Annotated in this window: 20 protein-coding genes; 7 read left to right on the forward strand and 13 right to left on the reverse strand. The window is 61.9% G+C overall.

Annotation, left to right across the window (positions count from 1 at the left end):
• Positions 1-276: 276 nt before the first annotated feature.
• Entirely contained in the window at positions 277-1,281 is a 1,005-nt protein-coding gene (locus ACOWVD_RS15960) for a LacI family DNA-binding transcriptional regulator (protein ID WP_421105680.1), read from the forward strand.
• A gap of 6 nt (positions 1,282-1,287) precedes the next feature.
• On the opposite strand, the gene araD is transcribed toward ACOWVD_RS15960, so the two are convergent.
• From araD to ACOWVD_RS16000, 8 genes are all read right to left on the reverse strand, one after another.
• Complete coding sequence (gene araD, locus ACOWVD_RS15965) at positions 1,288-1,980, reverse strand: L-ribulose-5-phosphate 4-epimerase (protein WP_033651896.1); 693 nt, start codon at positions 1,978-1,980, stop codon at positions 1,288-1,290.
• Positions 1,974-2,843 (reverse strand): L-ribulose-5-phosphate 3-epimerase, encoded by an 870-nt coding sequence (locus ACOWVD_RS15970; protein WP_273890014.1) that lies wholly within the window; start codon positions 2,841-2,843, stop codon positions 1,974-1,976. The genes araD and ACOWVD_RS15970 overlap by 7 nt, the downstream gene beginning before the upstream one ends.
• A complete protein-coding gene (locus ACOWVD_RS15975; protein ID WP_273890015.1) occupies positions 2,830-4,317 on the reverse strand; it encodes an FGGY-family carbohydrate kinase in 1,488 nt (495 codons plus the stop codon). Before ACOWVD_RS15975 ends, ACOWVD_RS15970 begins: the two co-directional genes overlap by 14 nt.
• A gap of 8 nt (positions 4,318-4,325) precedes the next feature.
• The gene (locus ACOWVD_RS15980; RefSeq protein ID WP_004935592.1) at positions 4,326-5,315 is read right to left on the reverse strand and encodes an ABC transporter permease; all 990 of its coding nucleotides are present in this window, start codon (positions 5,313-5,315) and stop codon (positions 4,326-4,328) included.
• Positions 5,312-6,802, reverse strand: a complete 1,491-nt coding sequence (locus ACOWVD_RS15985; protein ID WP_015378501.1) for a sugar ABC transporter ATP-binding protein — start codon at positions 6,800-6,802, stop codon at positions 5,312-5,314. The genes ACOWVD_RS15980 and ACOWVD_RS15985 overlap by 4 nt, the downstream gene beginning before the upstream one ends.
• A 53-nt stretch (positions 6,803-6,855) precedes the next feature.
• Positions 6,856-7,773 (reverse strand): ABC transporter substrate-binding protein, encoded by a 918-nt coding sequence (locus ACOWVD_RS15990; protein WP_015378502.1) that lies wholly within the window; start codon positions 7,771-7,773, stop codon positions 6,856-6,858.
• A 137-nt stretch (positions 7,774-7,910) separates the two neighbouring features.
• Complete coding sequence (locus ACOWVD_RS15995; protein WP_033632578.1) at positions 7,911-8,978, reverse strand: zinc-binding dehydrogenase; 1,068 nt, start codon at positions 8,976-8,978, stop codon at positions 7,911-7,913.
• 284 nt (positions 8,979-9,262) lie between these two features.
• Complete coding sequence (locus tag ACOWVD_RS16000; protein WP_049189182.1) at positions 9,263-10,216, reverse strand: LysR family transcriptional regulator; 954 nt, start codon at positions 10,214-10,216, stop codon at positions 9,263-9,265.
• A 140-nt stretch (positions 10,217-10,356) separates the two neighbouring features.
• On the opposite strand from ACOWVD_RS16000, the gene ACOWVD_RS16005 reads away from it, so the two are divergent.
• Both ACOWVD_RS16005 and ACOWVD_RS16010 read left to right on the forward strand, forming a co-directional pair.
• Entirely contained in the window at positions 10,357-11,538 is a 1,182-nt protein-coding gene (locus ACOWVD_RS16005) for a M20 aminoacylase family protein (RefSeq protein WP_421105681.1), read from the forward strand.
• A 22-nt stretch (positions 11,539-11,560) separates the two neighbouring features.
• Positions 11,561-12,349 (forward strand): ABC transporter substrate-binding protein, encoded by a 789-nt coding sequence (locus tag ACOWVD_RS16010; RefSeq protein ID WP_021505905.1) that lies wholly within the window; start codon positions 11,561-11,563, stop codon positions 12,347-12,349.
• A gap of 158 nt (positions 12,350-12,507) precedes the next feature.
• Here ACOWVD_RS16010 and tmaR read toward each other — a convergent pair whose 3' ends face one another.
• The 3 genes from tmaR to ACOWVD_RS16025 all read right to left on the reverse strand — a co-directional run bounded on the left by tmaR (position 12,508) and on the right by ACOWVD_RS16025 (position 14,915).
• Positions 12,508-12,825, reverse strand: a complete 318-nt coding sequence (gene tmaR / locus ACOWVD_RS16015; protein ID WP_004935612.1) for a PTS system regulator TmaR — start codon at positions 12,823-12,825, stop codon at positions 12,508-12,510.
• A gap of 160 nt (positions 12,826-12,985) precedes the next feature.
• Positions 12,986-14,053: an FUSC family protein gene (locus tag ACOWVD_RS16020; RefSeq protein ID WP_021505906.1), complete on the reverse strand. Its 1,068-nt coding sequence runs from the start codon at positions 14,051-14,053 to the stop codon at positions 12,986-12,988.
• 94 nt (positions 14,054-14,147) lie between these two features.
• Positions 14,148-14,915: an N-acetylmuramoyl-L-alanine amidase gene (locus ACOWVD_RS16025; protein WP_021505907.1), complete on the reverse strand. Its 768-nt coding sequence runs from the start codon at positions 14,913-14,915 to the stop codon at positions 14,148-14,150.
• Between the two features lie 176 nt (positions 14,916-15,091).
• On the opposite strand from ACOWVD_RS16025, the gene ACOWVD_RS16030 reads away from it, so the two are divergent.
• Positions 15,092-15,838 carry a S24 family peptidase gene (locus ACOWVD_RS16030; RefSeq protein WP_004935623.1) on the forward strand — a complete coding sequence of 249 codons (747 nt, stop codon included), beginning with the start codon at positions 15,092-15,094 and terminating at the stop codon, positions 15,836-15,838.
• Positions 15,839-15,874: 36 nt separating this feature from the next.
• Here the strand turns inward: ACOWVD_RS16030 and ACOWVD_RS16035 are convergent, their stop codons facing one another.
• Positions 15,875-16,984 (reverse strand): SDR family oxidoreductase, encoded by a 1,110-nt coding sequence (locus ACOWVD_RS16035; RefSeq protein ID WP_004935629.1) that lies wholly within the window; start codon positions 16,982-16,984, stop codon positions 15,875-15,877.
• Between the two features lie 258 nt (positions 16,985-17,242).
• On the opposite strand from ACOWVD_RS16035, the gene ACOWVD_RS16040 reads away from it, so the two are divergent.
• From ACOWVD_RS16040 to sbcB, 3 genes are all read left to right on the forward strand, one after another.
• Positions 17,243-17,449: a hypothetical protein gene (locus ACOWVD_RS16040; protein ID WP_044030834.1), complete on the forward strand. Its 207-nt coding sequence runs from the start codon at positions 17,243-17,245 to the stop codon at positions 17,447-17,449.
• A 54-nt stretch (positions 17,450-17,503) separates the two neighbouring features.
• Positions 17,504-17,692 carry a DNA polymerase III subunit theta gene (locus ACOWVD_RS16045; protein WP_049242510.1) on the forward strand — a complete coding sequence of 63 codons (189 nt, stop codon included), beginning with the start codon at positions 17,504-17,506 and terminating at the stop codon, positions 17,690-17,692.
• Positions 17,693-17,782: 90 nt separating this feature from the next.
• Positions 17,783-19,210: an exodeoxyribonuclease I gene (sbcB, locus tag ACOWVD_RS16050; RefSeq protein ID WP_049242512.1), complete on the forward strand. Its 1,428-nt coding sequence runs from the start codon at positions 17,783-17,785 to the stop codon at positions 19,208-19,210.
• A 70-nt stretch (positions 19,211-19,280) separates the two neighbouring features.
• Here sbcB and ACOWVD_RS16055 read toward each other — a convergent pair whose 3' ends face one another.
• Positions 19,281-20,648 (reverse strand): APC family permease, encoded by a 1,368-nt coding sequence (locus ACOWVD_RS16055; protein ID WP_004935642.1) that lies wholly within the window; start codon positions 20,646-20,648, stop codon positions 19,281-19,283.
• Positions 20,649-20,966: the final 318 nt, after the last annotated feature.

The following is a 20,966-nucleotide window of genomic DNA, read 5'->3' on the forward strand; positions in this document are numbered from 1 at the left end:
GGCTCTGGCACTCCAACTTCCGCTGTTGGCACAAAGCAGCCATTGACACCTAGCTCCGACCATAAAACACACCTTACCAAGCTCCCCGCCAACAAAATATAGCCACATAAAATGATTCAATTCGTAATTAATAAATAAATGAAATTATTAATTTCATTTCGTTGTTTTCCCTTTCCCACTTCAAAACACCCAACCATCCCCCCCATTCCCCCTAGCACCGCCCCCGCCCTTTCCCTACAATAAGGGATCTGTTGAGGCATAACGCAAGGAAAGACGGTGTCGAAAGCCAATCCCAATGCCACTATCGTGGATATCGCCCGCCGCGCCAGGGTGACCAATATCACCGTTTCCCGCGCCTTCAATAAGCCCGAGCTGGTCAAGCCGGAAACTCGCGAGCGCATTCACGCCATCGCCAAGGAGCTGAACTATGTGCCCAACGCGTTCGCGCAGGGGCTGAAAAGCAGCAGCAGCCAGATTATCGGCATCGTTACCAGCAGCATGTACAACCCGTTCTATTCCGGCCTGATCAAGACCGTGTCGCGCATTGCGCGCCAGCAGGGCTACCAGATCATGCTGTTCGACACCGACGGCAGCGAAGAGGCGGAAATGCGCGCCATTCAGGCGCTGTTCGGCTACAAGGCGCGCGGCATCCTGCTCTCGGCGGTGCGCGACGACAAGCGCTACCGCCCCGCCTATCTCGAGCTGGCCGAGGTGTACGGCGTGCCGCTGATCCTGATCGACCGCGATCTCTACGATCAGCAGCTGAGCGGCGTGTTCCTCGATAACCGCGAGATCGGCGTGCTGGCCGGGCGCTATCTGGCGGAGCAGCCGGAGCAGAAGCTGCTGATTATCGGCGGCCCGGCGGATTCGGAAATTACGCTAACGCGTACCGCCGGCATCGTCGCGGCCTTGCAGGGCAGCGGCCGTGAGATTCATATCATCAACGGCGACTACGATTTCACCTCGCAAGAGAGCGAGGTGCGCGCCTATCTGGCGCAGCCGGAGAGCCGCCCGGATTACATCATCGGCCTGAACGGCATCATCACGCTGGGCGCCATCGCTATCTGCCACGAGATGGGGCTTTATCAGCAGGTGAAGTTCTTCTCGATCGACGAGCCGCCGCGCGCCGGCGCTTACGGCCTGCACATTCCGGGGGTGTATCACGATACGCAGAAACTGGGGGAGATCGCCGCAGAGCTGCTGTTCAGCGCCATTAACAGCCCGCGCGGCGAGTTGCCGGTGCGCAGAGAGTTCTTCACCGGCTCGCTGTTGAATCGCTGACGGGCGCTATTGCCCGTAGTAGGCGTGTTTGCCGTGCTTGCGCAGGAAATGTTTGTCCAATAGCTCCGGCTGCATCGGGGCGATGGCCGGCGCCAGCTGGCGCGTCGCCATCGCCATGATCGCCACCTCCTCCAGCACCACCGCGTTGTGCACCGCATCCGCCGCGTCCTTGCCCCAGGCGAACGGGCCGTGGGAGTATACCAGCACCCCCGGCACCTGCTGCGGATCGCGCCCCGCCTGACTGAAGGTCTCGATGATCACCTTGCCGGTCTCCCCCTCGTAATCCCCGGCGATCTCCGCCTCGCTCATCGGCCGGGTGCAGGGAATGTCGCCGTAAAAGTAGTCGGCGTGGGTGGTGCCCAGTGCCGGGATCGGCTGCCCGGCCTGCGCCCAGATGGTGGCGTTGCGGCTGTGGGTGTGCACCACGCCGCCGATGTCGGCGAAGGCGCGGTACAGCGCCAGGTGGGTGGCGGTGTCGGATGAGGGTTTGCGATGCCCTTCGCGCACCTTGCCCTCCAGATCCACCACCACCAAATCCTCCAGCGTCATCGCCTCGTAGGCGATGCCCGAAGGCTTGATCACCACCAGCCCGCTTTGGCGATCGATCGCCGAGACGTTGCCCCAGGTAAAGGTCACCAGCCCGTATGCCGGCAGGCTGAGGTTGGCGGCCAGCACCTGCCGCTTGAGTTCGTTCAGCATGCGATGCCTCCATCATTCATTTGTTGTTCGAGCCAGGCCTTGGCCTGGGCGATGCGTTGCTTATCCTGCCCGTCTTCGCGCGCCCACATCTCCAGCAGGTAGGGGCCGCGATAGCCGAGCGCGTTGAGCACGGAAAAAGCGTGGGCGAAATCCACGCAGCCTTCGCCGAACGGCACGTCGCGGAACTGCCCGGCGCTGCCCGGCCCCACCGCCACGGTGTCTTTGAGGTGTATGGCGGTAATGCTGCCGATGCCCAGCGCCAGCTCGGCGGCGACGTCGTTGCCCCAGGCGCTGAGGTTGCCGAGATCGGGATACACCGTGAACCACGGGCTGTTGACGTGGCGGGCGATGTCGCGCCATTTGCTGATGCTGTTGATGAACGGCGTATCCATCACCTCCACCGACAGCATCACCTGCGCCCTGGCGGCCTGCGCCGCCGCCCACTGCATGCCCTCGATAAAGCGCTCGCGGCTGTGGCGATCGGCGGGTTCGTAATAGACGTCGTAGCCCGCCAGCTGGATGTTGCGGATGCCGAGATCCGTCGCCAGTTCCAGCGCCTTGCTCATCAGCCCCCGCGCCCGTTCGCGGGTGGCGGCATCGTGGCTGCCGAACGGATCGCGCCGGTGCGCCGACAGGCACAGGCTCGGCACCGTCACCCCGCTGTCGAGCCGCGCCTGGATAAACGCCAGCCGCTGGCGGCGATCCCAATCCAGCCGCTGCTGGCGCGCCGGCTGTTCGTCTATCGACATCTCCACAAATTCAAAGCCCAGCTCGGCGGCGGTGGCCAGCCGCTGCGGCCAGCTCAGATCGGCGGGCAGCGCCTTTTCATACAGCCCCAGACAGGCGGCGTTAGTCGTTTGCATCAGTCACCTCACTCAAAGCCTGAGCGACCGCCAGATAGCGCGCCTGCTGGGCGCGCAGGCGCCGATGGGCGGCGGTCGCGGGATAATAACAGCGCAGCTTGGGCGGCGCGGCGGCGATCGCTTCGGCGAACCCGGCGTACTCCCCGGCGCCGACGGCGGCGCACAGGGCGGCGGCGCGGCAGCCGCTCTGGCGCGTTTCCACCACCTCAAGCGGCAGGTTGCCGGCGTCGGCGTACATCTGCATCCACACCTCGGACTGCGTCGGCCCGCCGGTCATGCGCACCCGCTCGATGCGCGGGTTCAGCTGCACCATGCGCTCCTGATGGATCAGGTGCGAGAACACGATGCCCTGGTAGATCGCCTGCACCACGTCCGCCATCTCGTGGTGGGCGCTCAGGCCGATCAGGCCGCCCGGCGTGTTGCCGCCGAGGTTGGAGCCGTACAGATACGGCAGGAACAGCAGCCCGCTGGGCTGCTCGCGGCGCTCGGCCACCCAGGCGTTGAACTGGGCGTAGCGCTGCCGGTCGTCGGCGCAGAACTGGCGCAGGAACCAGGCCAGGTTGCCGGCCGAGGTCGGGCTGCCTTCGTGCACGAAATAGCGGCCGTCGATGCAGTAGCGCCCCCAGGCGTAGGGGTAATCGGCGGGAATGATGCGATCGGTCACGCAGGTGGCGATCGACCAGGTGCCCGCCACCGCGCTGAGCGTGCGATCGTCGGCCACGCCGGAGCTGAGCGCCGCGCCCACCACGTCGAACAGTCCGCCGTACACCGCGGTGCCCGCTCGCAGGCCGCACTGCGCCGCCGCAGCGGCCGTCACCCGCCCGGCCAGCTGCGCCGAGCCGATCACCGGCGCGGTCTTCTCCTGCGCCTCTTCGATGCCGAAGGCCGCCATCAGCGCCGGATCGTAAGCGCCGCTGCGCTGGTTAAACAGGTTGCTGCCGGAGATGTTGGTCACCTCGGCCGCCGCCTCGCCGGTGAGGCGAAAGCGCAGGTAGTCGTGCGCCATCAGGATGCGATCGACGGCGGCGTACTGCGCCGGTTGCCGCTGCTTCAGCCAGCGCAGCAGCAGCGCCGGGTGGCTGGGCCACAGCGGCTGCAGGCTGCGCGGGTAGGTCTGCGCGTCCACCCCGGCGCGGCGCAGCTCAGCCGCCATGGCCGCCGCGCGGTTGTCCGAAGAGAGGATGCCGTTGCCGACCGGTTTGCCGTGGCGATCGATGGCGTACAGCCCTTTGCCGTGCGCCGAAAAGCTGACGCCGCGTACCTGCCCGGCCTCCAGCCCCGCCGCGTGCAGCGTCTGGCGGATCGCCGTGCAAACGTCATCCCACAGCGCGTCCATATTGCGTTCGCTGAAGCCCGGCTGGGCGGCAATCGCCGCGCCGTCGCGCTCGGCGATCGCCAGCTCTTCGCCGCTTGCCCGGTACAGCCCGGCCTTGATCACCGTGCCGCCGACGTCTATGCCAAGAAAGACTGACATCGCGCCTCCTATTTACGCCGCACGGAGCTGAGGTAGATGGCGGCCAGGATGATGCCGCCCTTCACCACGTTCTGGATATACGGCGACACGTTCATCAGATTGAGGCCGTTGTTGAGCACCCCGAGCATCATCGCCCCCACCAGCGTGCCGACGATGGCGCCGCGCCCGCCGGAGATCGCCGCCCCGCCCAGCACTACGGCGGCGATGGCGTCCAGCTCGAAGCCTTCGCCGGCGTTGGGCTGCCCGCTCATCAGGCGCGAGGTCAGCACCAGCCCGGCCAGCGCGGCGGTCAGGCCGCTGATCACGTAGACCAGCATCTTGTAGCGCGGCACGCGGATGCCGCTCAGGCGCGCCGCCTCTTCGTTGCCGCCCATCGCATAAACGTAGCGGCCGAACGGCAGCTGGTTGAGCATCAGCCAGGCCAGCACATACACGCCGAGCATGATCAGGATCGGCACCTGGATGCCCAGCACCGTGCCGCGGCCGAAGAAGGAGAAGACGTCGGGCAGGCCGGAGATCGGGTAGCCGCCGGTATAGAGCAGCGCCAGGCCGCGGGCGATGCCCATCGACGCCAGGGTGACGATGATCGGCGGCATGCGCAGGTAGGCGATGCAGGCGCCGTTGGCCAGGCCGAACAGCGCGCCGAGCGCCAGCGCCGCCACCATCGCCAGCGGGATCGGCACCGCCGCCAGCATCAGCCCGGCGGCGACCGAGCCGGCCAGCGCCATCACCGGCCCCACCGAGAGATCGATGCCGCCGGTCAGGATGGCGCAGGTCATGCCCACCGCGATGATGGCGTTGATCGACACCTGGCGCGCCACGTTGGTCAGGTTGTTGACGCTGAGGAAGCTGTCGTTCAGCAGGCTCATCAGCACGAACAGGACAGCGAAGCCGATAAACGGCAAAACCGCCGGGTGATGCAGCAGTTTTTCCCAGCGCTTGCCGAGGCTGGGGCCGGCGGCGCGGCGCGCCACGGCGGGTTGTTCAATTCCGATCATAAGGCACTCCCGGTCGCGTGAAGCATGATGTGGTTGGATTCGATGTCGTCGCCGGTCAGCTCGGCGACGATGTGGCCGCCGCGAAACACCAGCACGCGGTCGCACACGCCGATGATCTCCGGCAGTTCGGAGGAAATCATGATGATGGAGATGCCCTGCTGGGTCAGTTGCTGCATCAGCTGGTAGATCTCGGCCTTGGCGCCCACGTCGATGCCGCGCGTCGGCTCGTCGAAGATCAGGATGTTGCAGTCGTTGTTGAGCCAGCGGGCGATCACCACTTTCTGCTGGTTGCCGCCGCTCAGGGTGCTGACGGCGGTCTCGGCGTCCGGGGTTTTCACCCCCACGGCGCGGATCAGCCGCTGCACCACGTCGCGATCCTTGCGGGCGCTGACGAAGATCTTGCCGCGCCGGTGGTGCCGGTTGAGGGTGATGTTCTGCGCCACCGAAAACGGCAGCACCAGGCCCTCGGTTTTGCGGCTCTCCGGCAGCAGGCCGATGCCCTGCGCCAGCGCCTGCGCCGGGGAGCGCAGCGCCGCCGGTTGGCCGCCGAGGCTGACGCGTTTGCGGTGGCAGCGGCTGGCGCCGATCAGCGCCGAGACGGTCTCGGTGCGCCCGGAGCCCACCAGCCCGGCGAAGCCGAGGATCTCGCCCTTGTGCAGCCGAAAACGATCCGTCGCGCCGTGCTTCTCGCGCTGGATCTCCGCCTCCAGCAGCACCGTCTCGGTATCAACCGGATGCTGTTTCACCGGGAAGGCGTTCTCGATTTTGCGCCCGACCATCAGCCGCACCAGCTCTTCCACGTTGGTGTCGCCGGTGGCCAGCGTTTCGATGTAGGCGCCGTCGCGCAGCACGGTGATGCGATCGCAGATGGTGAAGATCTCGTCCAAATGGTGCGAGATAAACACCATGCCAACGCCCAGCAGCCGCAGATCGTTCATCACGCTGAACAGGTGTTCGGCCTCGCCCGGCGTCAGCGTGGCGGTCGGTTCGTCCAGCACCAGCACCCGCGCCTCCAGCGACAGCGCCTTGGCGATCTCAACGAACTGCTGCTGCGCCACGCTCAGCTGCTCCACCGGGCAATCGAGATCGATAGCCACCGTCAGCCGCTTGAAGATCGCCTCGGCCTTGCGCCGCATCGCCCGCCGATCCAGCAGGCCCCAGCGGTTCCTGATCTCCCGGTTGAGGAAGATGTTGTCGATGGCGCTCATGTAGGGAATCAACGAGAATTCCTGAAAAATAATGCCGACCCCAGCCTCGATCGCCTGGCGATAGTTGTTAAAGCGGCGCTGCTCGCCGTCGATAAAAATGTCGCCCTCGTCCGGCTGATGGATGCCGCACATGATTTTCACCAGCGTCGATTTGCCGGCGCCGTTTTCGCCCAGCAGGGCGTGCACCTCGCCGCGTTGAATGGCCAGATCGATGCCGTCCAGCGCCTTCACGCCGGGAAAGCTCTTTTTTATTCGCTTCAGTTCCAGTAAAGGTGTCACCGCATTGCCCTCCGCGCCGAACGCCCCGCCGCAGCGGGGCGAACCTGCCGCTGTTACCAGCTAAAGCCGGCCGCATTGCTGCGGTCGATCAGCTTCACTTTGACCGGCACGGTTTTCGGCACCGTGGCGCCCCAGTAGCGGGCCAGCGCAATGCCGAGCGCGATGCGCAGCTGGTCGCGCGGGAACTGCGCCGAGGTGGCGATAAACGGCGAATTCGGCTTGAGGATCTCTTTGATGGCTTCCGGCTGGCCGTCGACGCTCACCAGCTTGACCTTGGCGCCGTTGCTTTCAATCGCCGCCAGGGCGCCGAGCGCGCCGACGTCGTTGACGCTGAAGATGCCCGCCAGATCCGGCGCCGACTGCAGCATGTTTTCGGTGACGGTCAGCGCGGTGTCGCGCTCCTGCTTGCCGTTTTGTTTGGTGACGATCTTGATGTCGGGGTATTTCTTCATCGCCGCTTCAAAGCCGCGCACGCGCTCCAGGATCGGCACCACCGGGATGCCGTCGAGGATCGCCACCTTGCCTTTGCCGCCCAGCGCTTTCGCCAGGTATTCGCCCGCCTGGAAGCCGGCGTCGTAGTTTTCCGAGCCGACGAACGAGTCCAGCGGCCCTTCGGCCTGCGCGTCGATCGCCACCACCACCGCGCCGGCCTTATGGGCGGAGATCACCGCCGACTGCACCCCCACCGAGTCGGTCGGGTTGATCAGCAGGATATCCACCTTCTTCTGCAGCATGTCTTCCACGTCGCCGATCTGTTTGGCGACGTCATGGCGCGCATCGGCCACGTACACCTTGGCGCCGATATCCGCCGCCGCCTGATCCAGCGCCTGCTTCATGGTGACGAAGTAGTCGTTGTTCATTTCCTGGAACGACATACCGATAGTGATTTGCTTGGCCAGCGCCCCATGGCTGGCCGCCAACATTCCACCGGCGACGATAAAAGGCAGGGTCTTTTTGAATAATGAAAACATAGCCAATTCTCCTGTAGGGAAGCTTCTTGTTGTGGTTATCAGAGCAACAGCATGTCTTTACGTTTGGCCGACCGGCCGGCCCCTCCATTGCGGAGCGGGCCGGCGATCGTGACTGCAACAGCGGTACGGCGGGAGGGTCAGGGAACCAGGATCACCTTGATGGAGTCGGTCGAGTCCGCCAGGGCGAAGGCTTCGTCCCAGTCATTCAATGAATAGCTGTGGGTCACCACGCCGCTTGAGGTCACCAGCCCGCGCTCGAACAGATCGATGGCGATCTCATAGCTGTAGGGCGCCAGGTGCGCGCCGCGAATGTCCAGTTCCTTGCGATCGCCGATGATCGACCAGTCGACGGTGGTTTCCTTGCCGAACACGCTGAACTCCACGAAGCGGCCCAGCTTGCGGATCATCTGCAGCCCCTGAGTGACGCCGATCGGCGCGCCGGTGGCCTCGATGTAGACGTCGCAGCCGTAGCCGCCGGTCAGCGATTTGACGATCTGGTCGGCGTCTTCCTTCAGCGGGTTGATCACCACGTCGGCGCCAAATTCCTTCGCCAGCGCCAGCCGCTCGTCGATGGCGTCGATCACGATCAGTTTCTTCGGCGTTTTCAGCCGCGCCACCTGCACCATGCACAGCCCGAGCGGCCCGGCGCCGGCCAGCACCACCACGTCGTCCAGCTGAATGTCGCCGCGCGCCACGGTGTGAATGGCGCAGGCCATCGGCTCGATCAATACCGCGTCTTCATGGCTCAGGCTTTCCGGGATCTTGTGCACGATGGCGTTCTCGGAAAAGCGCATGTATTCCGCCATGCCGCCCTCCGCCACGTCTTTCTGGAAGCCGTAAATGTTATGCGTCTCACACATCCAGTAACTGCCGGATTTGCAGTAACGGCACTCCCAGCACGGCACGATCTGCTCGGCGATCACCCGCTCACCGATCCGGTATTTGCCTTCCGCGCCCTCGCCCAGCGCGGCGATGCGGCCGTAGAACTCGTGTCCCGGCACCACCGGCGGTTTGACCCACGGGGTCTCCCCCCAAAACATCTGCGCACCGTTCTTGCACTTGCAGTCGCCTGCGCAGATGCCGCAGCCTTCCACCTTGATCACCAGCTCGCGCGCCTTCGGCAGCGGCGTGGGCACCTGTTCGAAACGGTAGTCCTGCGGGCCGTGGCAAACGACCGCGCGCATTTTTTCCGGCAACTGGCTCATCTATCCCTCCAATATTCTCGTTAAACGCTTGAACATTATAAATGTTGACGTTGTCATTTTTATCAAACAAAAAACAAACTGAGTTATAAAATTATAAATTTCAACAAATTAACCATTACACATCCCGATAACTAAAAATGACAACGTGAACATAGAGCGACATATAACCAAAGCTGCAAAAATAATTATTTGAGCAAAATCACAGTTCGTTAACATTGCGGCTAAAAATGCTACAAATGCGGATCGCGATCCCATTTACGGGATCGGCGATCCGGGCAGATCCGCTAAATCAGCAGGCGCACGCGATCGTAGATCTGACGATCTTCCGGCCGCGACGATCGCGCCTGCTGGCGCAGGGTGCGCACCAGCGTGTCGATAAACGCATGGGCGGCGGCGTTCAGAATGCTGTTGCGCCGGGTGACGATATTCAGCTGCGCCGGTTGGCAGCTCTCCCGCAGCGCCAGCGGCTGCACGCGGGAGGCAAACTGCGGCAGCGCGGCGATCGGCCGCGGGCACCAGGTACACATCTCGGCGGACTCCACCAGCGCCTGCAGCATACCGAACGAATGCGCCTGGATAATGCGCTGGCGCGGCAGGCGCACGCCGTGGCGGTGGAACACCTCGTCGAGCAGCGCATCGAAACTTTCCTGGGTATAGCTCATCACCCAATCCTGCTCCAGCAGCTGATGCAGCGAGGTGCTGTGCGCCAGCGGGTGGCCGCGCCGCACCATGTACGCCGTTTCATACTCCAGCAGCGGCTCGCAGTGAAACTCCTGCGGCGCCGACGACGCCGGCAGCGGCGTGATGGCGAAATCCATCGTGCCCTCGCGCAGCTGCGACTGGGCGTTGGCCATCAGGCTTTCCGACAGTTCCAGCCGCACCGCCGGCACCTTGCTGCGAAACGCCATCACCGCCGGCGGCAGCACCGTCAGCATCAGCCAGGGAGTGATCGCCGCCTTGACCAGATCCGCCGCACTCCCGCGCAGCGCCGCCATTTCGCCCTGCGCCTGCTCCAACTGGTTCAGCACCAGCCGGGCGTGCGCCAGCAGGGTTTTGCCGTAGGGGGTAAAACCCAGCCCGGTCGGCGTGCGGATCAGCAGCGGCAGCGCCTGTTCTTGCTCCAGTTCGCGCAGTGCGCGGGTCACCGCCGCCTGCGACAGCCCCAGATGCCGCGCCGCCGCGCGAATGCTGCCGCTGTCGGCGCTGGCCACCAGCGCCTGCAGTTGGTGCAGTTTCATGTCCACCTCCTGACAATCATAGATTGTCAGCATAACCGAACGGCGGCTACCCGGCAAAAACGGAGTTTGCTAGTCTCGATGCCTATCCCCTCTGCCCCGTTCCCCGCCCACTGGCCGGGACCCTTTTGCCGGAGACCGTGATGATGCATTCACTGCTACTGCCTGAGATCGCCGCCGTTCATGATGAGATGGTCGCCCTTCGCCGCCATATTCACGCCCACCCGGAATTGGGATTCCAGGAGTTCACCACTTCGGATCTGGTGGCGCGGCGGCTGGAGGAATGGGGTTACCGCGTCACGCGCGGCGTAGGACAAACCGGCGTTGTCGCCACACTGCAGCGCGGGCCGGGAAAATCGCTCGGCATCCGCGCCGACATGGACGCCCTGCCGATTGCCGAAACCACCGAACTGCCTTACGCCAGCACCCATTCCGGGGTGATGCATGCCTGCGGCCACGACGGGCACACCGCCATGCTGCTGGCGGCGGCGCGCTATCTGGCGCGGCAGCCGAACTTTTGCGGCACGCTGCACCTGATATTTCAGCCGGCGGAAGAAGGCGGCGGCGGCGCCAAAGTGATGATCGAAGACGGCCTGTTTGAGCGCTTCCCCTGCGACGCGGTGTTCGCCATGCACAACGTGCCCGGCTTACCCACCGGCCACCTGGGCTTCGCCGGCGGCCCCTTCATGTGCTCGGCCGATACGGTGCACATCACCCTGCACGGCCACGGCGGCCACGGCGCGGTGCCGCAGAGCACCGTCGATCCGGTGGTGGCCTGCGCAGCCATCGTTATGAGCCTGCAAACCATCGTGGCGCGCAATATCGATCCGCAGGAAACGGCGATCGTCACCGTGGGGGCGATGCAGGCCGGCCAGGCCGCCAACGTGATCCCGGCGACCGCCACCCTGACGCTCAGCGTGCGCGCGCTGACGGCGGCGGTGCGTGCGCGGCTGGAACAGCGCATCACCGAACTGGTCACGGCGCAGGCCGCCAGCTTCGGCGCCCGCGCGGAGATCGACTATCAGCACGGCTACCCGGTGCTGGTGAACCACCCGGCAGAAACCGAACTGGCGCGCGCGGTGGCGCTGGAATGGGCCGGAGAGAGCCGGGTGATCCCCACGCTGCGGCCGTTCACCGCCAGCGAAGATTTTGCCTTTATGCTGGAGAAGTGCCCGGGCAGCTACATCTCTATCGGCAACGGCCCCGCCACGCCGGACAATTCTCTGCACAACCCCGGTTATGACTTCAACGACGACAGTCTGTCGCTGGGCGCCACTTACTGGGTCAAATTGGTCGAGCGCTTTTTGGCTCGCCCCGCGGTTTAATCGCCAACACAGAGGAAACGACATGAAAATCATCAAAGGGCTGTTGTTGCTGCTGCCGCTGGCCGCGAGTTTTCCCGCGCTGAGCGGTGAATTCAGCGGCAAAGTGATCAAGCTGGGCATCGATCCCACCTTTCCGCCGCTGGAGTATAAAAATCCGCAGGGCAAGCTGACCGGCTTCGGCGTCGATATCGCCCAGGCGCTGTGCGACCAGATGCAGGCCAAATGCGTGTGGGTGGAAAGCAGCTGGGACGGCATGATCCCCGGCCTGCAGGCGAAGAAGTTCGACGCCATCGCCTCGTCGATGACCATTACGCCGCAGCGCCGGCAGCAGATCGCTTTCTCCAGCAAAGTCTCCAACGCCCCGGCGCGGCTGGTGGCGCATAAAGGCAGCAATCTGCAGCCTACAGCCGCCTCGCTGAAGGGCAAATCGGTCGGCGTGCAGCAAGGTTCCAGCCAGGAGACCTACGCCAACGCGCTTTGGCGGCCGGCCGGCGTCAACGTGGTCGCCTACCAAAGCCAGCAGGAGGTGAACGAAGATCTGGCCAACGGCCGCCTGGATGCGTCGCTGCTGGCCAGCGTCAGCGCCAGCGAATTCTTCAAAACGCCCGGCGGCAAAGACTTTGCCTTTATCGGCGCCGAATTGAGCGACAGCAAGTACTTCGGCGTCGGCGACGGCATCGGGGTGCGCAAAGAGGATACCGCGCTGCTTAACGCCTTCAACGCCGCGCTGCAGGCGATCCGCGCCAACGGCACTTACAAGAAAATCAACGACAAGTATTTCGATTTCGACATGTACGGCGCGGAGCAGTAACACGCGTTCCCCGGCGGTCACCTGCAGGTCCTGCAGGATGGGGAGGCGCCTTCGGCCGCCGGGGAACGCCCCAACGGAAACGGCAGTGTCGGCAAGAACGGAAAATCAGGCGGGACAAGGATGCGGGCCAGGCAGGACGCCCGGCCCGCTAAAGCGGGTTACTTCACTTCGCCCATCGCTTTCAGCTTTTTGGACAGCTCGCGGCGTTCTTTGGACAGATCGGCATTTTTGATGATGTAGTCATCAACGCGATCTTCGTAGTCGCTGCGCATGTTGGCGATGATGCCCTGAATGTCTTCAATGCTCATGCCGGGCTTGATGTACTCACTCAGGTTGTCGAGCAGCAGCACGCGCTTCTGGTTATCACGAATTTTCTTTTCGTTGTCGACGATCTCGCGTTGCAGTTTGTTTTTGCGGCGGAACATACGCACAAACTCCAGCACGTCCTGGAAACTCGGCTTATTTGCATTATCCATCTTTATACCCTTGCTTTAGTAATACACAGATTCATTTGCTTACGGCCACATGGCACCAAGATACAGGTTTGTGGCGGTCCGGCACAACAGTGATTGGCTTATCTTACCCACTTTGCCCCGGCGGCCAAAACCCAAAGCGCCGCCTTCATGATCTGACCCCTTATTCGCGCCCGGCGGCGGTGCAAACCTGGAGCAAATCCCCCAACTCCTCCAACTGCTGCGCCAGCTCCATGCTGAGCCAGACATAGCCGTAAATCGGCGCTTCGCCGTGCTGGCCAAGGCTGACCTCTTGCATCAGCGTTTTCAGCTCGCCGGCGATCTCCGCCAACTGCCCCGCCGCCGCCTGCCGCTGCGCCTGCGGCCCTTCGCGCATCAGCACCGCCAACGACTCCAGCGAGCTCAGCGTCAGCAGCTGGGTGCTGCGCAGCGTGCGGGCGTTCAACATAATGAAGTGCGTTTCGCGCGAGGCCCAGTAGGCGTCGGCCATCAGCTCCAGCGTGCACACCAGATTGCGGCTGAGGGTTTGCACCGCCTCGAACACCGCTTTGGGGATGCGGGTTTCCTTGCTGGCGGGCACGATCAGGCTGCGCAGCTTCACCACCTGATTCAACAGATCCTTGAGCTGCGGCTCCAGCCGCGGCCGCTCAATGACGTTCGGCGAAAAATACGCGCCGTAGATACGGGCGGCGGTTTGCAGGCAGTCCGCCATCTGCATGCGCCACAGAATATAGGCGCGCTGCGGGTAGATGCTGGTGAACAGCAGCGCCAGCAGCGAGCCGAAGATCACGTCGCCGCTGCGCCACAGCGCGGTGTGCATGTCACCGGCGCCCGCGCCGCACACCACCGCCAGCGTGATCCCCACCAGCAGCGCCATATACGGCCGTTTGCCGAGCGTCAGGTAACCGCAGACGAACATCACCACGCCGCACCATGCCAGCATCAGCGGCAGCGAATAGAGTTCCAGATACAGGGCGATCAGGCCGGAAGCCGCGCCGAACACCGTGCCGGCAATGCGTTGCAGCGCCCGCTGCAGTACGTTGCCCCAAAACGAGATCGGCCCCATCACCACCACCAAGGTGATCAGCGGCCAGGTGCCTTCGGGCACCGCCAGCAGGCGGATCAGCAGAAAGGTCAGGATAAACGCCAGCCCGATGCGCACGCCGTGAACGATGCGATAGTGGCGATAGGTCAGCAGTTCAAGTGAAGAGATTTTTCGATCGAGGCGCACAGTGCCTCCGATAAACACCAGCCAGGCCGCTATTTTAGCGGAGGAAGCCCGGCAAGGAAAAGGCGAATGAGGCGTCCCTCATTCGCACTCAGGCTCAGGCGGCGTATTTGTCGACCAGCGCGCGCAGAACGGCGGCGGTTTCAACATCCATCACGCCGTCATACTTCTGCGGACGGAAGTGCAGCTGGAACGCGCGCACCAGCTGGCGATAGCCTTCTGCGGTGTTCGCCGCCGAGGTGTCGTAGCCGTATTGGGCGAACAGTTTCAGCAGCTCAGCCTGCGCCGGCAGACCCTGGCTGCAGTATTCCTGCTGGCGCTGCTGCTTGGTCGCTTCGTCATACCAGGCGCCGACGCCGGCCTGATACAGCTGCTGCCACGGGAACTGCGGGCCCGGATCGCTCTTGCGGCCCGGCGCGATGTCGGAGTGCGCCACCACGTTCACCGGCGAGATGTCCGGATAACGCTGCAGGATGTTCTGCGCCAGCTGGGTGACCGCCTCGATCTGCTGCGGATTGAACGGCGGGAAGGTGATGTTTCCACCGTCGCCGCTCGCCAGGTTGACGATCTCGATGCCGATCGAGGTGTCGTTGATATTGCTGCGGGTGCCCCACTGGCTGGTGCCGGCATGCCAGGCGCGCTCGTTCTCGTCCACCAGGTTGAAAATGCGCACGCCGCTGAAGCCGGCGGCCTGATAGGTGGCATCGGTCGGATCCGGCACCAGATAGTGCGCGCTGACCGATTTTCCGGTCAATGACGTCACCGAGTCGGCGAAGTTTTGCGCCGTGTAGTGCAGCACCAGAAAGCGCACGCGGTGGCCGAAGCTGGCGACCGATCGGTAGCTATTGTAATCAATCTTGTACATCGTAAAGTCCCTCTCTCGTTTGATTTCACTGAGCGGTCTCTCATCATGACAGGCCGCTCCGCACAGGTGAACCCTTGGCTCACCCTTTTTGTTTTAGCTAATTGCTAAATTATGCGCAAGCGTTTTTTAGCAAAATCGTTATTTACCTTTTTGCTAAAGAGTGCGATCATTGCACGATGGAAACTAAAGAAATCAGGCGCAACAATCTGCGCGAATTAATGGCCCGCTACGCCCGGCAAGGCGTCAACCAGAATGAGTTCGCCACGCTGGTTGAGTCTTCCGCGCCGACGCTGAGCCAAATCATCGGGGAGAAATCCTCCCGCAATCTTGGCGACAATCTGGCCAGGCGGATCGAGGCCAGGCTGAATTTGCCCAAGGGCTGGTTCGACGTGTTTCATGAAAAGCAGCTGGTGCGCCCGTTTGACAACGTGGCGGCGGAGTCGGACTTCCAGCCCGCCCGTTTGAAACCGGTGGTATGGGAAGATACCGAACAAGACAAGGAAGAGTTTGTGGAGATCCCGCTGCTGGATATCGATTTTTCCGCCGGCGACGGCTGCTACGAAATCGTCGATCGCGAGGAGTTTTCGCTGATCTTCCGCCGTTACTATCTGCACAAGATGGGGGTGGCGGTCAACGCCGCGCGCATTATCCGCATCTCCGGCTCCAGCATGGAACCGCGTCTGCAGGACGGCGACGTGGTCGGCATCAATACCGACGACACGCGCATCCGCGAGGGCAAGACCTACGCCATACGCCACGGCAATTTGCTGCGGGTGAAGGTGCTGATCGAACAGCCGGACGGCGGCGTCGTCATCCGCTCCCTCAACCGGGAAGAGTACCAGGACGAGCATCTCAGCTATCAGCAGCGCAAGGAGCAACTGGTGGTGCTCGGCCGCGTCTTCTGGTCGTCTTCGTCCTGGTAACGGACGATAACCTCGGGCGCCCGTTGCGCCCGGCGGTTATTTGAAGTCCACCACCATCTGCTGCTGGATAGACAGCCCGCGCGTCGACTGCACGCAGCCGGCGATGTAGTCGGTGAAACGCGGCGGTTTCGGCATGCCCAGCTTGAGGATCTTCTCGTTGCTGAAACGCACGTTGAGCATGGCGAACGAGCCGTACAGGCGCATCGCCTTCAGCATCAGCCGCTCGTTGCACGGGCCGAAAATGTCTTTCAGCTGGCGGCGCATTTTCACCAGCGCGTCATAGGTCACCTGCGCATACTCATCGCCCACCGGCGCTTTTTCCAGCGCGGCCGCCATGGCGTTGTCAATTTCGGCAAAGCTGACGCTGCTCTCCTCACCGGCGGAGATGTGATAAACGTCGTTCTCCAGCGTTTCGCTGTTCATCAGCATCACCAGCGCATCCGCGCAGTAGTCCGCCGGGATCACGTCGATATTGTCCTGCAGCGAGCACATGAACTTGCGCAGCATCAGCGCCATGCCAAACACCCAGAAAATGCTGCTGGAAGGCTGGCAGCCCAGGCGGGTGTGCCCCACCACGATCGACGGACGAGCGATGGTCAACGGCATTTGCGGGCAGCGCTGGCGCATCAGCTGTTCGATGGTGGATTTGGAACGGGTATATTCCACCAGGTGTTCGGCGTCTTCCTCAAACTCGCCGCTCTCCGCCACCAGCGAACCCGGCTCCGGCGAACAGGACATGGCGGTGCCGACGTGCAGGAAACGTTTTAATCCCGGCACCTGCGCCATTCTTTCGGCAAAGGCCAGAGTGCCTTCTACGTTTACCTTCCAAATGAGCGGGTTATTACCAAATGAAGCGACGGCCGCGCAGTTAATAACGTGCGTAACATTGTTAATACGCGCGTCAGTTAAAAAGTCGGCCGGCTCGGAAAGGTCGCCCAATAATATATTTTCAATCGTAATTTTAGACAGCAGATTCGCATCGATATTAAACTTTTCCATATTCGCGCGAATACGGGCCAGCCCTTGCTGCGCATCGTCTGCACGCACCAGTAAAAGATAATTAACAGACTGATTTTCAATCAATAACTTTTCGAGAACCGCACCACCAAGAAAGCCGGTAGCGCCGGTCAACAGTAGCGTTTTCATCATTGTCACCCACATTGGCATTGAATGTGGTTGATTGTATCCGTGGATATTTAAACAAATATTAAATAGAATTACGGCGCCCTTAAACACTTTTCTTAATATTATCTTAAGGAATCTTTTGAAACATCCATCATGGGTTTAGTAACAAAAGAGTCGGGACAAGATTACGATTAATCCCTACTGTTTAAATACCATTGATGTAACCCCTGATTTAATTTAATGGTCAATGTTATTTCTCTTAGCGTCCGTGGAGGACTTATGACCTATAACCAAAAAATCTGGTTGGGGGTTTTGCTGCTGTGCACCCTGTTTTGGGCGGCAGTGATAAGCGGCGCCTGTTCGCTGTATAATCGGGCAGATCGCCTCAATGCGCACCAGGCGCAGAGCGAGTTCGCCGCCCGCCACAGTCTGCCCCCCTGCCCGCAGCAAAGCGTTCAGGCCTCCGCCGCCCCCCGGAATGGGTAGGGACAAGACCGGCTAACGATCCTATTATACCCTAAGATTAACAGGGAGATAACGATGGCTCGAAAGCTGGATAGCTTACCGCAGGCGCAACGCGAGAAAATAGAAACCGATTTGCTGGCCATCAGCGTGATCTACAACGAGCGCTACGGCATCGTCTCGACCCAGACGGAAACGGAACAACAGATCCCCGACCACCTGCTCCCCTACTTTCATCAGCGGCTGGATTACTATCGCCGTGCGTAATTGCGCGCATTTCGCTAACCGCCGCTTGGCATCGCTCCCCACGCCGTTACAATAGGGGCATATTGTATCCGCCACTGAAGAGACGCGATTTTGAGCAGCAAGGCAACGGCCACATTTTATATTCACGATTACGAGACCTTCGGCAAGAGCCCGTCGCTGGACCGCCCGGCGCAGTTCGCCGGCGTGCGCACCGATATGGATTTCAACATTATCGAAGAGCCGCTGGTCATCTACTGCGCCCCGGCCGACGACTACTTGCCGGAACCGGAGGCGGTGATGATCACCGGTATCACGCCGCAGGTGGCGCGCGCCAAAGGCGTTAATGAAGCCGAGTTCACCCGCCAAATCCATCAGGCCTTCAGCGTGGCCGGCACCTGCATTCTCGGTTACAACAACATCCGCTTCGATGACGAAGTGAGCCGCAATATCTTCTATCGCAACTTCTACGATCCCTACGCCTACAGCTGGCAAAACGGCAACTCGCGTTGGGATCTGCTGGATGTGATGCGCGCCTGCTACGCCCTGCGCCCGGACGGCATCGTCTGGCCGGAAAACGAAGACGGTTTCCCCAGCTTCCGCCTCGAACACCTCACGCGCGCCAACGGCGTCGAACACACGCAGGCTCACGACGCGATGTCAGACGTATACGCCACCATCGCCATGGCCAAGCTGGTTAAGCAGGCGCAGCCGCGGCTGTTCGATTTCCTGCTGCAGCACCGCAACAAGCACAAACTGAACGCCCTGATCGACGTCGCCGAAATGACGCCGCTGGTGCACGTCTCCGGCATGTTCGGCGCGGCGCGCGGCAACACCAGCTGGGTGTCGCCGCTGGCCTGGCACCCGGACAACAAAAACGCGGTGATCATGTGCGATCTCGCCGGCGACATGACGCCGCTGCTGACGCTGAGCGCTGAGCAGCTGCGTGAACGGCTGTACACCCGCCGCGACGATCTGGCGCCGGATCAGGCGCCGGTGCCGATCAAGCTGGTGCACATCAACAAATGCCCGGTGCTGGCGCCGGCCAAAACCCTGCTGCCGGAGAACGCCGAGCGGCTGGGCATCGATCGTCAGGCGTGCCTGCAAAATCTGCAGCTGCTGAAACAGCACCCGGAAGTGCGCGAGAAAGTGGTGGCGCTGTTCGCCGAAGCCGAGCCGTTCAAAGGTTCCGAGGACGTCGACGCCCGCTTGTACGACGGTTTCTTCAGCGACGCCGACAAGGCGGCGATGAGGATTATCCAGCAGACCAAGCCGCAGAACCTGCCGGCGCTGGATCTGGCCTTCAGCGACGGCCGCATGAAAGAGCTGCTGTTCCGCTTCCGCGCGCGCAACTACCCGAATACGCTGGACGACGCCGAGCAGCGCCGCTGGCTGCAACATCGTCAGGAAGCCTTAAGCGCGGAGCGCGTGCAGAGTTACCTGCTGCAGCTCGAATCACTGTATAACCTGCACGAAGGCGACAAAGAGAAAACCGCCCTGCTGAAAGCGCTGTTCGATTACGGCAAAGAGTTGGTGGGATAAAACCCGCAGCAAGCAGAAAAGGAAAAGGCCGCGAAAGCGGCCTTTTTTGTGGCTGAGGAGCGGCTCGCGCTTAGGCGGCGTCTTCGCTCGCTTGCGGCACCGGCAGACGGAAGCTGCGGGTGACGAAGGCCAGGTAGATCAGACCGATGGCCGCCCAAACCAGGCCCAGCGTCATCGAGCTGGCTTCCAGGTTGATCCACAGCGCGCCGACGGTCAGTGCGCCCATCACCGGCAGGATCAGGTAGTTGAACGTGTCCTTCACGGTGCGGTTCATCTTGTCGCGAATATAGAACTGCGAGATCACCGACAGGTTGACGAAGGTGAAGGCCACCAGCGCACCGAAGTTGATCAGCGCGGTCGCGGTCACCAGGTCAAACGACACCGCGGACAGCGCGATGGCGCCAACCAGCAGCACGTTCAGCGCCGGGGTACGCCACTTCGGATGCACATAGCCGAAGAAGCGAGTCGGGAACACGCCGTCGCGGCCCATCACGTACATCAGACGCGAAACGCCCGCGTGCGCCGCCATGCCTGACGCCAATACCGTCACGCAGGAGAACACCAGGATCACCGACTGGAAGAACTTGCCCGCCACGTACAGCATGATTTCAGGCTGCGACGCGTCAGGATCCTTGAAGCGCGAGATGTCCGGGAAATACAGCTGCACGAAGTAAGACACCACGATAAAGATGATGCCGCCGATCAGCGCCGTCAGGAAGATGGCTTTCGGGATCACTTTCTCTGCGTCTTTGGTTTCTTCGGACAGCGAGCTGATGCCGTCGAAGCCCAGGAACGAGAAGCACAGGATGGTCGCGCCGGTAATCATCGGCACCACGTGAGCGTTATCGGACCAGAACGGGCGGCTGCTGACCAGCGTACCGGCGCCTTCGCCGTGGTAAACGCCGTTGATCACCAGCCCCAGGAACACGATCATGATCGCCACCTGCACCACCACGATGATGGAGTTCAGGTTGGCCACCAGCTTGATGCCGCGCAGGTTGAAAATCGTCATCAACCCGACCAGCACCGCCACGAAGATCCAGGACGGGACGCCCGGGAAGATCGCTTCCAGGTAAATCTTGGCCAGCAAAATGTTGATCATCGGCATGAACAGGTAGTCCAGCAGCGATGACCAACCCACCATAAAGCCGACGTGCGGGCTGATGGCTTTCTGGGCGTAAGTGTAGGCGGAGCCGGCGGAAGGGAACTTCTTCACCAGCTTGCCGTAGCTCAGGGCGGTAAACAGGATCGCCAGCAGAGCGAAGGCGTACGCGGTCGCGACGTGACCATCGGTCAGGCCGGATACGATGCCGAAGGTATCGAAGATGGTCATTGGCTGCAGATAAGCCAGACCCATCATCACTACCGGAACTAATGTCAGGGTTTTACGCAGCTGAGTGCGCTGAGCCGGAGCGGCGTTAAGGGTGTTATCGGACATTGTTCAGCCCCCCCTTACCTTGAGCCTTGCGGATGGCGGACACGCCAAGACTTAAGGTTGCGGGGAAACTTCGCAACGAGCGACTTAATTCTAAAAGAAGGGGATTGTAAGCTGGATAACGGGTCGAGGTAACCTCGGCTGCTCCATAGTCGCTGCGGCCACAGCGGAAACCGGCGGGCACCGGCGCTAAAGTGAAAAATTGCCCCATCTTTCTAATCCTCATGAGTCACGACCATAAAGTTTTGTTTGATCGTGCACGAAACTATTTATCTATCCGGATCGGTGTCCGGCCTCGCTTGGTGTATGAAACGCTACGTT

Origin of the sequence: Serratia sp. SA088 (assembly GCF_049065515.1) — a bacterium.
Taxonomy (GTDB): domain Bacteria; phylum Pseudomonadota; class Gammaproteobacteria; order Enterobacterales; family Enterobacteriaceae; genus Serratia; species Serratia nematodiphila.

Coding starts and splice junctions, on each gene's coding strand:
- ACOWVD_RS15980 (WP_004935592.1), bottom strand. CDS start 5,315: ATGATCGGAATTGAACAACCCGCCGTGGCGCGCCGCGCCGCCGGCCCC.
- ACOWVD_RS15970 (WP_273890014.1), bottom strand. CDS start 2,843: ATGCAAACGACTAACGCCGCCTGTCTGGGGCTGTATGAAAAGGCGCTG.
- ACOWVD_RS16035 (WP_004935629.1), bottom strand. CDS start 16,984: ATGAAAACGCTACTGTTGACCGGCGCTACCGGCTTTCTTGGTGGTGCG.
- ACOWVD_RS16045 (WP_049242510.1), top strand. CDS start 17,504: ATGGCTCGAAAGCTGGATAGCTTACCGCAGGCGCAACGCGAGAAAATA.
- araD (WP_033651896.1), bottom strand. CDS start 1,980: ATGCTGAACGAACTCAAGCGGCAGGTGCTGGCCGCCAACCTCAGCCTG.
- ACOWVD_RS16025 (WP_021505907.1), bottom strand. CDS start 14,915: ATGTACAAGATTGATTACAATAGCTACCGATCGGTCGCCAGCTTCGGC.
- ACOWVD_RS16040 (WP_044030834.1), top strand. CDS start 17,243: ATGACCTATAACCAAAAAATCTGGTTGGGGGTTTTGCTGCTGTGCACC.
- ACOWVD_RS16055 (WP_004935642.1), bottom strand. CDS start 20,648: ATGTCCGATAACACCCTTAACGCCGCTCCGGCTCAGCGCACTCAGCTG.
- ACOWVD_RS15995 (WP_033632578.1), bottom strand. CDS start 8,978: ATGAGCCAGTTGCCGGAAAAAATGCGCGCGGTCGTTTGCCACGGCCCG.
- ACOWVD_RS15975 (WP_273890015.1), bottom strand. CDS start 4,317: ATGTCAGTCTTTCTTGGCATAGACGTCGGCGGCACGGTGATCAAGGCC.
- ACOWVD_RS16030 (WP_004935623.1), top strand. CDS start 15,092: ATGGAAACTAAAGAAATCAGGCGCAACAATCTGCGCGAATTAATGGCC.
- ACOWVD_RS16010 (WP_021505905.1), top strand. CDS start 11,561: ATGAAAATCATCAAAGGGCTGTTGTTGCTGCTGCCGCTGGCCGCGAGT.
- ACOWVD_RS16000 (WP_049189182.1), bottom strand. CDS start 10,216: ATGAAACTGCACCAACTGCAGGCGCTGGTGGCCAGCGCCGACAGCGGC.
- ACOWVD_RS15990 (WP_015378502.1), bottom strand. CDS start 7,773: ATGTTTTCATTATTCAAAAAGACCCTGCCTTTTATCGTCGCCGGTGGA.
- tmaR (WP_004935612.1), bottom strand. CDS start 12,825: ATGGATAATGCAAATAAGCCGAGTTTCCAGGACGTGCTGGAGTTTGTG.
- ACOWVD_RS16005 (WP_421105681.1), top strand. CDS start 10,357: ATGATGCATTCACTGCTACTGCCTGAGATCGCCGCCGTTCATGATGAG.